Source organism: Pseudomonas fluorescens (assembly GCF_902497785.1).
Lineage (GTDB): Bacteria > Pseudomonadota > Gammaproteobacteria > Pseudomonadales > Pseudomonadaceae > Aquipseudomonas > Aquipseudomonas fluorescens_BO.
Map to the genome: position 1 here is coordinate 126,666 of NZ_CABVHK010000006.1, position 14,147 is coordinate 140,812.

A 14,147-nucleotide genomic window follows, 5' to 3' on the forward strand; every position below is an offset into this window, starting at 1 on the left:
GCGTTTTGACGAACCGCCGTCATAAGGGGTACGACTTCGGGGGTGTTTGAGTGTTCAAGAAGATTGATCTGTGGCGAAGGACCTTTCTACTTCGCCACCACGCTAAACCACCAACTCTCCCGCGACTGCCGCTCGCGCAGCTTTACCGCACAGTTGCTCCACCAGCGTCAGCGCAAACTCCAGCGCGCCTCCCGACCCTTGCGCGGTGATGCAGTTGCCGTCGACCACCACCGGTTGGTCGACAAAAGTGCAGCCTGACAGTTGATGACTGGCCGAGGGGAGGCACGTCATCCGTCGCTGACGCAGCACGCCAAAGGTTTGCAGAGCTACCGCCGGGGCCTCGGCGATGGCGGCGAACAGGCGACCGGCCGCGGCCTGATCCTTGAGCAATTGTTGCAAGGGTTGATGGGCGGCCAGATGTTGCGCGCCGACGGCGCCGCCGGGCAGTGCGATCAGATCGAAGGGCTGGGCCAGTAAATCCACCAACATCGCGTCAGTCGTCACCCGCGTGCCGCGGGCACAGGTGAGCATGCGGCGTCCCTCGATGCTGGCCACCACCACTTCAACCTTGGCGCGGCGCAGCACATCGATCAGCGTCACTGATTGCAGGTCATCGATGCCCTCGGCGAGGGTAATCAGGGCTCTAAAGGTCATGGGCACAGTCCGCAAGATAATCTTTAAAGCGTAGACAGCTTTCCAGACCCTTGTTCGAGCCGGCCGTTACTTGATGTAAAGCTGCGTTGACATCGTATTGCCCGGCGCATTGATCGACGTGTTGCTGAAGGTGAACGTGCCCTCCTGCTTGCCGGCCAGATCGAACACATACACAAAGCCGACCGTTTTCCTGCCGGCGCTGCATTCGGTGAGATTGCCATTATCGAAGGCGCAGACCGGGGTCTTGGTACCGTTCACGTCGAAACCGTCCAGCCCGACATGCGCCGAGCGACCGTAGCCGACCTCCAGCACATAGACTTTGATGTTCGGCCCACGGTGATCGCAGCGCGTCTTCGCCTGCCCTTCACCAATGTCTTCAAATCCACAGGCCGGTGACTCGACCTTGAGCACCTTGACCTGGCTCAACGGCGCAGCCGCAGCCGCCGAGGCTGTTGGCGCGCCCAGTAGCAAGGCGATCATTATTCCAAATACGCTAAACAGACGCTTTTTCATGCAACACCCCGCCCCAAAACCAGCGCGCAGTATGGCGCACTTGGCTTTAACGCAAAACATCGACGACGATCGCAGCCATAAGCAGCCACAGACCCACGCTACTGGTATGATGCGCGGCTTTTTCCGACCCACAGAAAATTACCAGGCGCCTGCAGCGGTCTGTGCTTTGCTGTTGAGGTCGATACATTCACGGCGCCGGGCGCGCCACGGGGAGCAGACATGCTGGAAAGGCTGTTTCAACTCAAGGCACACAACACCAACGTGCGGACCGAGATTCTTGCGGGCGTCACGACCTTCCTGGCCATGGCCTACATTCTGTTCGTCAACCCGAGCATCCTCGGCGAGACTGGCATGGACAAGGGCGCGGTGTTTGTCGCGACCTGCCTGGCTGCCGCCATCGGCTCGACGGTGATGGGACTGATCGCCAACTACCCGATCGCCCTCGCACCGGGCATGGGCCTGAACGCCTTCTTCACTTACACCGTCGTCCTGCACATGGGTCATACGTGGCAAGTGGCACTGGGTGCGGTGTTCATCTCGGCGGTGCTGTTCTTCCTGCTGTCGATATTCCGCATCCGGGAATGGATCATCAACAGCATCCCGCTGCCGCTGCGCTCGGCGATTGCCGCCGGGATCGGCCTGTTTCTTGCGCTGATCGCCCTGCACAACGCCGGCATCGTGGTCAGTAACCCGGCGACCATGGTCGGCCTCGGTGACTTGAAACAACCGGCACCGATTCTGGCGACCCTGGGTTTTGCCCTGATCGTCGCCCTCGAAGCGCTGGCCGTCCGCGGTGCGGTCCTGATCGGGATTCTGGTCGTGACCATTGCGTCGATTGCCCTCGGCTTCACCCCGTTCGGCGGCGTGATGTCGATGCCGCCATCGTTGGCGCCGACGTTCCTGCAACTGGACATCAAAGGCGCATTGGACATCGGTCTGGTGAGCGTGATTTTCGCTTTCCTGTTCGTTGACCTGTTCGACAACTCCGGCACGCTGATCGGCGTCGCCAAACGCGCCGGCCTGATGGGCAAGGACGGTCACATGCCGAAAATGGGCCGCGCCCTGATCGCGGACAGCACCGCCGCCATGGCCGGTTCACTGCTGGGTACTTCCACCACCACCAGCTACATTGAATCCGCAGCCGGCGTCAGCGCCGGTGGCCGCACCGGTCTGACGGCCGTCGTGGTCGCCATCCTGTTCCTGCTGGCGTTGTTCTTCTCGCCACTGGCCGCCAGCGTTCCGGCATTCGCCACCGCGCCTGCGCTGCTGTTCGTCGCCGTATTGATGACTTCCGGCCTGGCCGAAATAGACTGGGACGACATCACGGTTGCCGCACCGGTGGTGATCACTGCGCTGGCCATGCCGTTCACTTATTCCATCGCCAACGGCATCGCCTTCGGTTTCATTTCCTGGACCGCAATCAAACTGTTGTCCGGCCGCGGCCGCGAGCTGAACCCGGCGCTGGTGATTCTGTCGATTCTGTTCGTGATCAAGTTGGGTTGGTTCAACGCATGACTTTTGATTCCCAGGCTTACACTCTCCAGCTCGAAAAAAAGGCCTCGCGTCTGCGTGACCTGCTGGCGCCATTCGACGCGCCGGAACCGACGGTATTTGACTCGCCGCTGAAAAACTTCCGCCTGCGTGCCGAATTTCGCCTGTGGCGCGAAGCCGGCGAGCGCCACTACGCAATGTTTTCCCAGGACGACAAACGCACGCCGATCCTGATTGAAGAATTCCCGATTGCCAGCCTGCGCATCAATGAGCTGATGCCGCAATTGAAAGCGGCGTGGCAAGCCAGCGCGGCCCTGAGCCACAAGCTGTTTCAGGTGGAGTTTCTGACCACCCTGGCCGGCGATGCGATGATCACGCTGTGCTATCACCGTCCGCTGGACGAACACTGGCACGCGGCGGCATCGAAACTGGCCGCCGACCTGAACGTCAGCGTGATCGGTCGCTCGAAGGGCAAACGCGAAGTGATCGGCCATGATTACGTGGTCGAAAAACTGCAAGTCGGCGGCCGCACGTTCAGCTATCGCCAGCCGGAAGGCGCGTTCACTCAGCCCAACGGCACCGTGAATCAGAAAATGCTGAACTGGGCCTACGACGCCCTCGGCGTCCGCCCGGACGATTTGCTGGAGCTGTATTGCGGCAACGGCAATTTCACCCTGCCGCTGGCGACCCGCGTGCGCAAAGTGCTGGCCACCGAAATCAGCAAAACCTCGGTCAACGCAGCGCTGAGCAACCTCAGCGAGAACGCGGTGGATAACGTCACGCTGGTGCGATTGTCGGCCGAAGAGCTGACCGAAGCGCTGAACGAAGTGCGCCCGTTCCGGCGTTTGCACGGCATCGATCTCAAGAGCTACGCGTTCGGTAGCGTTTTCGTCGACCCGCCTCGCGCCGGCATGGACCCAGACACCTGCGAGCTGACCCGGCGTTTCGACAACATTCTGTATATTTCCTGCAACCCGGAAACGTTGGCAGCCAACATCGCCCAGTTGCACGACACGCACCGCATTACGCGCTGTGCGATGTTTGATCAGTTTCCGTGGACTCATCATATGGAGTCCGGGGTGTTGCTGACACGTCGTTAATGGGCGCCACCCCCTGCAAAACAGCCGTCAATTCGACGGCTTTTTTGTGTGCGCTCAAACGGTCACATCGGGCTTGCGCGGGCGCCCACCCTTGCGACCATTGGCCCGCGCGGCTTCGGCTTTGGCAGCGCTGCTTTGGCGGCCATTGCGCGCCGCGATCACCGAGGCGGCCATGTCCATCAGCGGTTTGCTCGCCGAAATCATCCCGGCGATAGACACCTGCAAATCCCTGCCCTCGTGGCACAGGGCAGTCCCGGAAAAGCCGACTTTCAGCTCGGCGAAATCCTCGGCATCGAAATCATCGAATTCCGGATAATGCTGCACGGGCAGCAGCACGCCGCTGCCATCAATGAAACTCACGGCCAGGCACGGGTCCAGAAAGGCCACCGCGGTCACCTGCAAACTGCTTTTGTGGCGCACTTGCCCACGCCGGATGGCTTCATCCAGCGAGGCCTCGGTCACAGGCCGATCCACCCCCGTTCCTGCCTCTATCGTTATCATAATTTGATCTCCACGCCCTCCAGAACGCCCATCAGCGCCAGCAGGGTCTTGTTTGTCCTTGGCTCGTAGCAAGCCGAATAAATCATGTTGGTGGTACTGGCAATTCGTTTCATCACCACGACTTCGCTGGTTTGCCAGTCCCATATCTGATGATCAAGACAGACCGTATGCAGCTTTTCCCACCAGATTGTCCGCGCGCGACGCAAATGGGCGGGTTGCCTGAGTGCGTGACGTAATCCTTCCAGCACTGCCATGGTTGGCCGGTTTGAATGAGGAACCACATCCCACAACTCAACCCTGTTGTGCCAGAAGCTGAATTTGAAGCGCGCACTCCAGGCCCCGGCGTCCACATGAGCGTGTGGCGGACAGTGTTCGTCGCCCAACATGATCACCATCGCAAGCCCCTTGTAGCTGAACAATTTCATGCTAACCCATCCGTTAGGTTAATCCATCCGAAGACTCGTCATTCCCTGAACAATCCGATAACTGGTGCAGACATAAACACTGTCACCCGAATTTCAGACTAGCGTCACAAACCCTCCCGAGCGCGCCGATCAGGGGCAAAAATGGTAAGCAATCCTTTCGCAAATTTGATAAACACTGCGTCAGGCACATCATTTGATCCCCGGTGTAATCAATCATGCAGCGACAATTCGACGATCTTCAGCTCGGCAGCATCGAGCTGTTTTGCCACGCCGCAGAAGCAGGCAGTTTCACCGCCGCTGCGCTGGTGGCCGGGGTGACGCCCGCTGCGGTAAGCCGTTCCGTGTCGCGCATGGAGGAACGCTTGGGCGTGCGGTTGTTCGCGCGTACCACCCGCAGCGTAAAACTCACCGACAGCGGTCGCCGCTATTACGAAGAATGCCGTCAGGCGCTGGCACAGTTGATCGAGGCCCAGCGCGAAGTCATGGGCCAGCAACAGGAGCCTTCCGGCACGTTGCGCATCAGTATTCCTACTACCTATGCACACCACCGGATCCTGCCGTTGCTCCCCGCTTTTCGGGAGCGCTTTCCACAGGTCAAAGTCGAGTCGCACATCAGCAATCGCAACATCGATTTTGTGGGTGAGGGCTATGACATGGCCATTCGCGTGCGGGCGATTCCGGATTCCGGATTGATCGCCCGGCAGCTTGAGGATGCTGCGCTGGTGTTGATCGCCAGCCCCGAATACCTGAAACGCGCGGGACCGCTGCAAACCCTGGACGACCTCAAGCAACACGAGTGCATTCAGTACGAGTTGCCCAGCAGCGGTCGGCGGATCGCCTGGCTGTTCAATGACGATGGCGAGCAGCGCGAGATTCTCGCCGAGGGCAATTTCAGTTGTTCCGACGATGTGCTGGGGGGCGTCACGCTAGCTAAACACGGGGCCGGGCTGTTCCAGACCTATCGGTTCATCGTCGAGAAAGAACTGGCGGAGGGATCGCTGGTGGAAGTGCTCAAAACCTGTGGCGGACGTTCACGGCCGTTCACCTTGCTCTACCCGCAAACCCGCCACATGCCGCTGCGGGTCAGGGCGTTCATTGATTTTCTGGTTGAGCATCTCCCACGTTAAAGATCGCCGCTTCGTAGGAACTGCAGGCTGCGATCGTTAAAATCGTCCGATCACCGCACACAAAACCCCAACACGGCGCCTCTTCAATTGACCAAATTAACCAGCTGGTACAATTTAACTCCACAGGCTGATTCACCAGCCAATGCCAAAAATAATAAGTGGAGAGACCCTGATGAACCCTATCGTTCTGGTGCTCAACGGCCCGAACCTCAACTTGCTTGGCACCCGTGAACCGGCGACATATGGCCACGAAACCCTGGCGGATATTTCAGTGCTGTGCGCACGTGCTGCCGAAGAGTTCGGCCTCGCCGTCGAATTTCGCCAGACCAACCACGAAGGCGAATTGCTTGACTGGATTCACGCCGCTCGCGGCCGTTGTGCCGGTATCGTCATCAATCCGGCCGCCTGGACCCACACCTCGGTCGCCATTCGCGACGCCCTGGTCGCCAGCGAACTGCCGGTGATCGAAGTCCACCTGTCCAACGTCCATGCTCGCGAGCCATTCCGCCACCACTCCTTCGTTTCAGCCATCGCCACGGCGGTGATGGCCGGTTTCGGCAGCCACGGTTATCGACTGGCGCTGGAGCATTTCAGCCTGCAATTGAGAGGGTGAACGTCGTGACTCAGAAGAACACGGTACTGGCCGGCCTTATCGGCGCCGGCATTCAGGCTTCTCGCACACCCGCGCTGCATGAACATGAGGGCGATGCCCAGGGTTTGCGTTACCTCTACCGCCTGATCGATCTCGACGCGTTGAAACTCGACAGCACCGCCCTCCCCGACCTGCTCAAGGCCGCCGAGCAGATGAACTTCACCGGCCTGAACATTACCTTTCCTTGCAAGCAGGCGATCATCCCTCTGCTCGACGAATTGTCCCCGGAAGCCCGGGGCATCGGCGCGGTTAATACCGTGGTGTGGAAGGACGGCAAACGCATCGGCCACAACACGGATTGCCTGGGTTTTGCCGAAGGTTTTCGCCGTGGCTTGCAAGGCGTTGCCGTTAAACGTGTAGTCCAGATGGGCGCCGGGGGTGCCGGTGCGGCAGTGGCCCACGCACTGTTGAGCGAAGGCGTAGAGCAACTGAGCATTTTCGATGTGGAAACCCGCCGGGCCCAGAGCCTGGCCGACAACCTCAATCAGCATTTCGGCGCCGGTCGCGCAGTGGCGGGCCATAATTTGCCGAGCGCAATGGCCGAGGCTGACGGCCTGGTCAACACGACGCCCATGGGCATGAAAAAGCTGCCTGGGATGCCGGTGCCGGCAGAGCTACTGCGGGCGCAATTGTGGGTCGCGGAGATTGTTTATTTCCCTCTCGAAACTGAACTGCTGCGCAACGCCCGCGCCTTGGGTTGCCGGACGCTGGATGGCGGCAACATGGCGGTGTTTCAGGCGGTGAAAGCGTTTGAACTGTTCAGCGGCGTGGTACCGGATGCGCAGCGAATGCTCGCGCATTTTCAAAGCATGAAGGGTTGAAGCTTCTTTTGTGGCGAGGGAGCAAGCTCCCTCGCCACAGTTCAGGCCTGCAAGTAGCGCAACACCGACTCGCAAATCATCTCCCGATGACGCTGTTTGATGCTTTCGTCCGGCAAGTCGATCTGAAAAATCTCACCAAACGTATGGCGGTTCGAGACGCGATAGAAGCAGAAGGAACTGATCAGTAGATGCACATCCAGCGGATCGAGGCCCGCCCGAAAAACCCCCTCTTCGACCCCGCGCTGCAAAATCACGCCCAGTGAATCAAGAATGGTGTTGTTCATCGCCTTGATCGCATCGGAGCGCTTCACGTATTCCGCGTTGTGAATGTTCTCGATACTGACGATGCGCACGAAATCGACATTGCGATCATGGTGATCGAAAGTGAACTCCACGAGCCGCCGAATCGCGTCCACCGGTGCCAGCTCAGCCAGGTGCAGACGATTTTCGGTGTTGCGAATGTCGCCGTAGAGTTTCTCCAGCACCTCGATATAGAGCTGTTCCTTACTGCCGAAGTAGTAATAGATCATGCGTTTGGAGGTGTGAATGCGCTCGGCGATCGCATCGACGCGAGCGCCGGAAAGACCCTGCTGGACGAACTCGACAATGGCTTCTTGAAGAATATTCTCGCGGGTTTTTTCCGGGTTGTTTTTGCGACTCTTGCGAGGCTCGGCCATGGGCTCGTCGGGCGCTGCGGAGAGTTCTGGGATCATTGTCATTGCGGGCTCACGGCCATCATGCACAGGCGGGCGATTATGAGCCGCACTGTCCAGCGAAGGAAGCCGCGCGGCGCCGGTTTAACCTCACGCTTACGAAATTCCTACAACTTCGCCTGACGGGTGGCGCCGCTGCGGGATTTGGCCATGGCCGCCAGCCTCACCGCCACGTTGGCCGCACCATAACCGGCATAGCCGTTCTTGCGCTGGATGATTTCAAAGAAGAACCGCCCTTCGAACGGCTCGGTGTACACGTGAAACAACTCACCGCCTTGGGCATCACGGTCGTACAGCACGTTGTAATACGCCAGCTCGCTGAGGAACTCATCGTCGAAATCGAATCGCGCCGCCAGGTCGTCATAGTAATTGAGCGGGATGTCCAGCAGCGGCACACCCGCGTCCTTGGCCCGACTGACCTCGGTGAAGATTTCGTCGCAATCAAACGCGATATGATGCACGCCGGAGCCGCGATAACTCGACAGCGCGTGTGAGATCGCGGTGTTGCGGTTCTCGGAAATGTTCAGCGGCAAGCGAATCGAACTGTCGCGGCTGCGCAGCGCTCGACTCTTCACCAACCCGTACGGATCGGGCAGCACCACTTCGTCATCGGCCTCGAAATCCAGCAGGCTCTTATAGAACAGCACCCAACTGTCGAGGCTGTCGGCCGGTAACGCCATTGCCATGTGGTCGATGCGCTTGAGACCGCCACTGGCCGTGGCCGTTGGTTGCAGATTGAAATCGGTGCCATAGACGTCGGCGTGCTGGTCCACCAGATAAATCAGGCTGCCGTCCGGCGCACGCACTGCGGCCAGTTCCAATTCGTTGGGGCCGACCAGTCCGCGATACGGCTGACCTTTGTAAGCCACGGCCCGGGCCAGCGCGCTGGCGCTGTCCTTGACCCGCACCGCAGTGGCGCACAGCGAAGGACCATGAGCCTCGAAAAAACTGTGGGCAAACGAGTAAGGTTCGGAGTTGAGGATCAGGTTGATGTCGCCCTGGCGCATCAGGCTCACGCTTTTGGAGCGATGTTGACCGGCTTTGACAAAACCCATCCGCTCAAGCCAATGGCAGAGCTTGGCGCCGAGGCTTTCGTCCACGGCGAACTCGAGAAACTCGATGCCGTTGTATTCGCTGGCCTTGGGGGTCTGAAACAGGATCTCCGGCGTGGCCGCTGGTGCGGCTTCCTGGGCCAGCCGCTCGCGAGTTTTCTCTTCCAGATACAGCAACGAACGCAAACCGTCGGCGGCGTTGGCCCGAGGCGGCGCAGCGCGGAAGCCGTCGTTGAAAATCTCCAGTGACAAGGGCCCGGTGTAGCCACTCTTGATGATCGGCGCGAGAAAACCCGGCAGGTCGAATTCGCCCTGGCCGGGGAAGCAGCGGAAATGCCGGCTCCATTCCAGCACATCCATGGCCAGAATCGGCGCGTCGGCCATTTGCACGAAGAAAATCTTGTCGCCGGGAATCTCGGCAATGCCCGCCGGATCACCCTTGAGCGACAGCGTGTGAAAACTGTCCAGCAACACGCCCAGACTCGGATGATCCGCCTGACGAACGATGTTCCACACCTGTTGCCAAGTGTTTACATGCCGGCCCCAGGCCAATGCTTCGTAACCGATCCGCAGGCCTCGCGCACCGGCGTGTTCGGCGAGCAGGCGCAAGTCGTCGACGAGGATCTGTTCATCACCGAGGCAATCGGCGGAAGCGTTGCTGCACACCAGCACCAGGTCGGTACCCAGTTCCTGCATCAGGTCGAATTTGCGCTCGGCCCGTTCCAGATTGCGTGACAGGCGGTCGCGGCGGCAGCCCTCGAAATCCCGGAACGGTTGAAACAGTGTGATGGCGATCCCGAGATCGGCGCACATCTGTTTAACTTCCCGTGGGCTACCGTCGTAGTAGAGAAGGTCGTTCTCGAAAATCTCCACCCCGTCAAAACCGGCGGCGGCAATGGCTTCGAGTTTTTCCGGCAGGGTACCGCTCAAGGACACGGTGGCAATGGAACGCTGCATGTTTCGACTCCCGGTGGTGGAGACTGTCTTGTTAGGGGCATAGCTACGCTTTCGCTTTATGTAGGAGCGAGCTTGCTCGCGAGGGACTCAAGAGCGCCGCGTTTGGCCAGAAAACACGCGTAATCCTTAAGACCATCGGGAGCGAGCTTGCTCGCGAGGGACTCAAGAGCGCCGCGTTTGGCCAGAAAACACGCGTAATCCTTAAGACCATCGGGAGCGAGCTTGCTCGCGAGGGACTCAAGAGCGCCGCGTTTGGCCAGAAAACACGCGTAATCCTTAAGACCATCGCGAGCAAGCTCGCTCCTACACGGAACAGCGTTCGTCCCCTGGATCGCGTTTTTCTTGACGTGAATTATTGGCTGCAAGATCCAGTACAGCAATTCAAAGTGTACTACCCGGTTAGTTTTGCGTGCGATTATCGAACACAATGGCCATTGGCGAATTGACGATTTTTCGTCCACTGCCCACCATCCACTACACATTGATTCCGGTCACAACCATCGGTCTCGGTGACCCAAGACTCAGAACACCACATAAAAATAATCGGTGGCCTACATGACTCCTTCCCAAAGCTCTCCCGTGGAGCGATCTTCCATCACTCCTGCCGCCGGCGGTATCGGCGATAAAATTCGTGGCGCCATGGCCGTCGGCAAAACCCGTTGGGGCATGCTGGCACTGGTGTTTTTCGCCACCACCCTGAACTACATCGACCGCGCCGCGCTGGGCGTCATGCAGCCCATCCTCGCCAAGGAAATGAGCTGGACGGCGATGGACTACGCCAACATCAACTTCTGGTTCCAGGTCGGCTACGCCATCGGGTTTGTGCTGCAAGGCCGGTTGATCGATCGGGTCGGTGTGAAACGCGTGTTCTTCTGCGCCGTGTTGCTCTGGAGCCTGGCGACAGGCGCCCACGGCCTGGCCACGTCAGCAGTCGGTTTCATGGTCTGCCGCTTCATCCTCGGGTTGACCGAAGCCGCCAACTACCCGGCCTGCGTGAAAACCACGCGGTTGTGGTTCCCCGCCGGCGAGCGCGCCGTGGCCACCGGCATCTTCAACGCCGGCACCAACGTTGGTGCGATGTTCACGCCAATGCTGTTGCCGCTGATTCTGCACGTGTGGGGCTGGCAGGCCGCGTTCCTGTGCATGGCTGCTTTGGGCGGGATCTGGCTGTTGTTCTGGGGGCTGAAGTACTACAACCCGGAAGAACACCCGAGCGTGAAACAATCGGAACTGGACTACATCCAGAAGGAAGTCGAACCGGAACAATCCCGCGTACCGTTCTCGAAAATCCTGCGCATGCGTGGCACCTGGGCCTTCGCCCTCGCCTACTCGATCACAGCGCCGGTGTTCTGGTTCTATCTGTACTGGCTGCCGCCGTTCCTCAATCAACAATACAACCTGGGGATCAACGTGACCCAGATGGGTATCCCGCTGATCATCATCTACCTGACGGCCGACTTCGGCAGCGTCGGCGGCGGCATTCTCTCTTCGTTCCTGATCGGCCGTGGGGTCAACCCGATCAAGGCGCGACTGATGTCGATGTTCCTGTTCGCCTGCTGCATCGTCGGCGTCGTCATGGCCGCCGGTTCGAGCAGCCTGTGGGTCGCGGTGTTTGCCATCTCCCTGGCCATCGGCGCACACCAGGCCTGGACCGCAAACATCTGGAGCCTGGTGATGGACTACACGCCTAAACACATGATGAGTACGGTGTTTGGCTTCGGCGGTATGTGCGCGGCCATCGGCGGAATGTTCATGACCCAGTTGGTCGGCCACATTCTGACCATCACCAATAACAACTACACCGTGCTGTTCACCATGATTCCGGCGATGTACTTCATTGCACTGATCTGGATGTACTTCATGGCACCGCGCAAGATTCCCACCGTTACCGAGTAAACGGCCGGCACATACTTGTGGGAGCGAGCTTGCTCGCGATAGCGATCGTTCAGTCAATTCTGATGTTGAATGATATTCCGCCATCGCGAGCAAGCTCGCTCCCACAGGTCTTTCATCAACGACCTATTTTCTACTCTGTTGCCACGCCGCCGCTAACCCGCTGCAGCAAATCACCGCGATCCCGACCACGGTGGTGATCGTCGGCGTGTGGGAAAACAGCAACCAGCCCAGCAACCCGGCAAAGACAATCTGGCAATAACCGAACGGTGCCAGCAATGCGGGGGCCGCGTGACGAAACGCCTGAGTCAGGAACAAATGCGCCGTCATCCCGCAGGCGCCCAGCGCCACCATCATCAATCCATGCCCCAGACTCGGCACTTGCCAGAAGAACGGCACCAGCGCGCTCATCACCAAGGTGTTGCACAGCCCGGCGAAGAAGTTGCTGGTGGTCGGGCTGTCAATGTTGCTGAGCTTGCGGGTGAGCAATTGATAGAAGCAGAAAAACAGCGCTGAGCACAGCGGCAGTAATACCGCTGGCGTGAACAGATCGCCGCCGGGATGGACGATGATCAACACCCCGACAAAACCGCAAATGACCGCAATCCATTGGCCCCGGGTGACGCGCTCACGCAGCAGCGGCACCGACAGCGCGGTGACCAGAACCGGCGCAAGAAAGTTGACTGCCGTGGCTTCGGCCAGCGGGATGTATTGCAGGCCGGTGGTGAAAAACAGGCTGGTGCCCAGCAGGCACAGCGCCCTCAGCAACTGCAGCAACGGCCGTTTTGTGCGTAGGACTCGCAGCCCGGACTGCGGCAGAAAAATCCCCGCCATCAGTAAGGTGTGAACCACATAGCGCGCCCAGACCACCATGACGATGGGGTAGAAACCCGAGAGGTACTTCGACAAGGCGTCGTGACTGGAAAACAGGAAAGTCGCGACGACGATCAGCAAAATCCCTTTGAAGGGTTGGTTTACACCTGAGAGGGGGGTGCTGACGGTCATTCACGGCCTCGAAATCTAATAAAAATGGGGCGAGGGAGCTTGCTCCCGCGGACCGGTCCGCGCTCGGGCGCAGGATCATCGACGACCGCTGTGCGGCCAAGCGGGAGCAAGCTCCCTCGCCACGCCGTGGACCTGCCACATCGCACAACTCGCATACCGTAACCGTGACGGGGCAACCTTGGCCAGATCTTCCAGGTTCGATGCCGAACGGTCGAAATGAAAGGCGTCCACCAACACCGCGCCGTTAAGATCGCATCCCTGCCAAACCCCGTAGGAGCTGCCGCAGGCTGCGATCTGTTGATCTTTAATCAAACAACTCCGACGCCAGACTCGCCGACGACAACTCCTCGGCAAACTTCAACAACAGCGGCGCCAACTCATGCAGCCGAGCCCCCGGCATCCGCGCACTCGGGCCGGCAATGCTCAGCACACCAATGACTCGCCCGTCGCGCGGATGGCGTACTACCGCCGCAATCGCCGACGTGCCCACTGCCGAACTCTCCTCGACCCAGGCATAGCCCTGTTCTCGCGCCAGGCGCAGGCGCTCGAGCAGTTCAATGTTCGAACGCGGAGCATTCGGGCCCAGGTCTTTTGGCGGCTCCCCGGCCTGACGCTCCACCAGCGACAACGCTTCGGCATCGCTCATGCACGCGAGCCACGCATGCCCCGAGGCGGTGTAAAACAACGGCGCATCTCGTCCCATGTCCGGGTCGTAACGCAAGCCGGCACGGGCGCCCTGGGATTTGGCGATCCAGGTTTGGCGCTCGCCTTCGATGACCCCAAGACGCACCAACTCGCCGGTTTCCTGCGCCAGGCGATCGAGTACCGGTTGCACGATATCGGCGCCGCTGCTCGCCAGATAACGGAAACCCATGGCCACCAGCCTGGTCGACAAGTGATAGCGCAGGTTATCCGGATTCTGCCGCACGTAACCCAGCCGAATCAGTTCGGAGAGCAATCGATGAGTAGCGCTTTTCGGGATGTCCAGTTGCTCCGCCAGCGTCTGCATCGGCAGGCCCCGAGGGTCACTGGTAAGACTTTCGAGCACGCTGAAAACACGTTCGATCTGACTGCCGGCCATGGAAGATTCCGCCTGAAATTTGGTCGATTCTAGAAGACAAACAGCGGAATGCGAAATCTGGAACTCATCGTCCGATAACCGCCCGTTTTAAGCAGAGGACGCTTGCGAGCGCCTGATGCGCTCTATATTTTTTGGAATCCAATTCTAAAAAAATCGCACTGG

At 59.4% G+C, this 14,147-nt stretch carries 14 protein-coding genes and 1 pseudogene; 6 read left to right on the top strand and 9 right to left on the bottom strand.

What is annotated here, in order from left to right; translation table 11 throughout:
* Nucleotides 1–102 precede the first annotated feature (102 nt).
* Both F8N62_RS10790 and F8N62_RS10795 read right to left on the bottom strand, forming a co-directional pair.
* Nucleotides 103–654 (bottom strand): DJ-1 family glyoxalase III, encoded by a 552-nt coding sequence (locus F8N62_RS10790; RefSeq protein ID WP_150710949.1) that lies wholly within the window; start codon nt 652–654, stop codon nt 103–105.
* 66 nt (nt 655–720) lie between these two features.
* Nucleotides 721–1,167, bottom strand: coding sequence for a DUF4879 domain-containing protein (locus tag F8N62_RS10795; RefSeq protein ID WP_150710950.1), 447 nt, complete (start codon nt 1,165–1,167; stop codon nt 721–723).
* Between the two features lie 219 nt (nt 1,168–1,386).
* Between F8N62_RS10795 and F8N62_RS10800 the strand changes: the two genes are divergently transcribed.
* On the top strand, nt 1,387–2,682 hold the full coding sequence (locus F8N62_RS10800; RefSeq protein ID WP_150710951.1) for an NCS2 family permease: 1,296 nt from the start codon (nt 1,387–1,389) through the stop codon (nt 2,680–2,682).
* On the top strand, nt 2,679–3,758 hold the full coding sequence (gene trmA, locus F8N62_RS10805) for a tRNA (uridine(54)-C5)-methyltransferase TrmA (RefSeq protein WP_150710952.1): 1,080 nt from the start codon (nt 2,679–2,681) through the stop codon (nt 3,756–3,758). Before F8N62_RS10800 ends, trmA begins: the two co-directional genes overlap by 4 nt.
* A gap of 54 nt (nt 3,759–3,812) precedes the next feature.
* Here the strand turns inward: trmA and F8N62_RS10810 are convergent, their stop codons facing one another.
* Nucleotides 3,813–4,259: a DUF2442 domain-containing protein gene (locus tag F8N62_RS10810; RefSeq protein ID WP_150710953.1), complete on the bottom strand. Its 447-nt coding sequence runs from the start codon at nt 4,257–4,259 to the stop codon at nt 3,813–3,815.
* Entirely contained in the window at nt 4,256–4,684 is a 429-nt protein-coding gene (locus F8N62_RS10815; protein ID WP_150710954.1) for a DUF4160 domain-containing protein, read from the bottom strand. Before F8N62_RS10815 ends, F8N62_RS10810 begins: the two co-directional genes overlap by 4 nt.
* A 215-nt stretch (nt 4,685–4,899) precedes the next feature.
* Between F8N62_RS10815 and F8N62_RS10820 the strand changes: the two genes are divergently transcribed.
* The 3 genes from F8N62_RS10820 (at nt 4,900) to F8N62_RS10830 (ending at nt 7,284) form a co-directional block, all read left to right on the top strand.
* Nucleotides 4,900–5,811 (top strand): LysR family transcriptional regulator, encoded by a 912-nt coding sequence (locus F8N62_RS10820; RefSeq protein WP_150710955.1) that lies wholly within the window; start codon nt 4,900–4,902, stop codon nt 5,809–5,811.
* A 172-nt stretch (nt 5,812–5,983) separates the two neighbouring features.
* On the top strand, nt 5,984–6,424 hold the full coding sequence (gene aroQ, locus F8N62_RS10825; RefSeq protein ID WP_150710956.1) for a type II 3-dehydroquinate dehydratase: 441 nt from the start codon (nt 5,984–5,986) through the stop codon (nt 6,422–6,424).
* 5 nt (nt 6,425–6,429) lie between these two features.
* The gene (locus F8N62_RS10830; protein ID WP_150710957.1) at nt 6,430–7,284 is read left to right on the top strand and encodes a shikimate dehydrogenase; all 855 of its coding nucleotides are present in this window, start codon (nt 6,430–6,432) and stop codon (nt 7,282–7,284) included.
* Between the two features lie 41 nt (nt 7,285–7,325).
* Here F8N62_RS10830 and F8N62_RS10835 read toward each other — a convergent pair whose 3' ends face one another.
* Together F8N62_RS10835 and quiC are read right to left on the bottom strand one after the other, a co-directional pair.
* Nucleotides 7,326–8,003, bottom strand: a complete 678-nt coding sequence (locus F8N62_RS10835; protein WP_150710958.1) for a TetR/AcrR family transcriptional regulator — start codon at nt 8,001–8,003, stop codon at nt 7,326–7,328.
* Between the two features lie 101 nt (nt 8,004–8,104).
* Nucleotides 8,105–10,006 carry a 3-dehydroshikimate dehydratase QuiC gene (gene quiC / locus F8N62_RS10840; protein ID WP_150710959.1) on the bottom strand — a complete coding sequence of 634 codons (1,902 nt, stop codon included), beginning with the start codon at nt 10,004–10,006 and terminating at the stop codon, nt 8,105–8,107.
* A gap of 639 nt (nt 10,007–10,645) precedes the next feature.
* Here quiC and F8N62_RS10850 point away from each other — a divergent pair.
* On the top strand, nt 10,646–11,902 hold the full coding sequence (locus F8N62_RS10850; RefSeq protein ID WP_224791363.1) for an MFS transporter: 1,257 nt from the start codon (nt 10,646–10,648) through the stop codon (nt 11,900–11,902).
* 123 nt (nt 11,903–12,025) lie between these two features.
* Here F8N62_RS10850 and F8N62_RS10860 read toward each other — a convergent pair whose 3' ends face one another.
* The 3 genes and pseudogenes from F8N62_RS10860 to F8N62_RS10870 all read right to left on the bottom strand — a co-directional run bounded on the left by F8N62_RS10860 (nt 12,026) and on the right by F8N62_RS10870 (nt 13,985).
* Nucleotides 12,026–12,904 (bottom strand): DMT family transporter, encoded by an 879-nt coding sequence (locus tag F8N62_RS10860; RefSeq protein ID WP_150710963.1) that lies wholly within the window; start codon nt 12,902–12,904, stop codon nt 12,026–12,028.
* Between the two features lie 124 nt (nt 12,905–13,028).
* Nucleotides 13,029–13,150 (bottom strand): annotated as a pseudogene (locus F8N62_RS31850) (sugar phosphate isomerase/epimerase); the annotation flags it as partial.
* A gap of 58 nt (nt 13,151–13,208) precedes the next feature.
* Entirely contained in the window at nt 13,209–13,985 is a 777-nt protein-coding gene (locus tag F8N62_RS10870; protein ID WP_150710964.1) for an IclR family transcriptional regulator, read from the bottom strand.
* Nucleotides 13,986–14,147: the final 162 nt, after the last annotated feature.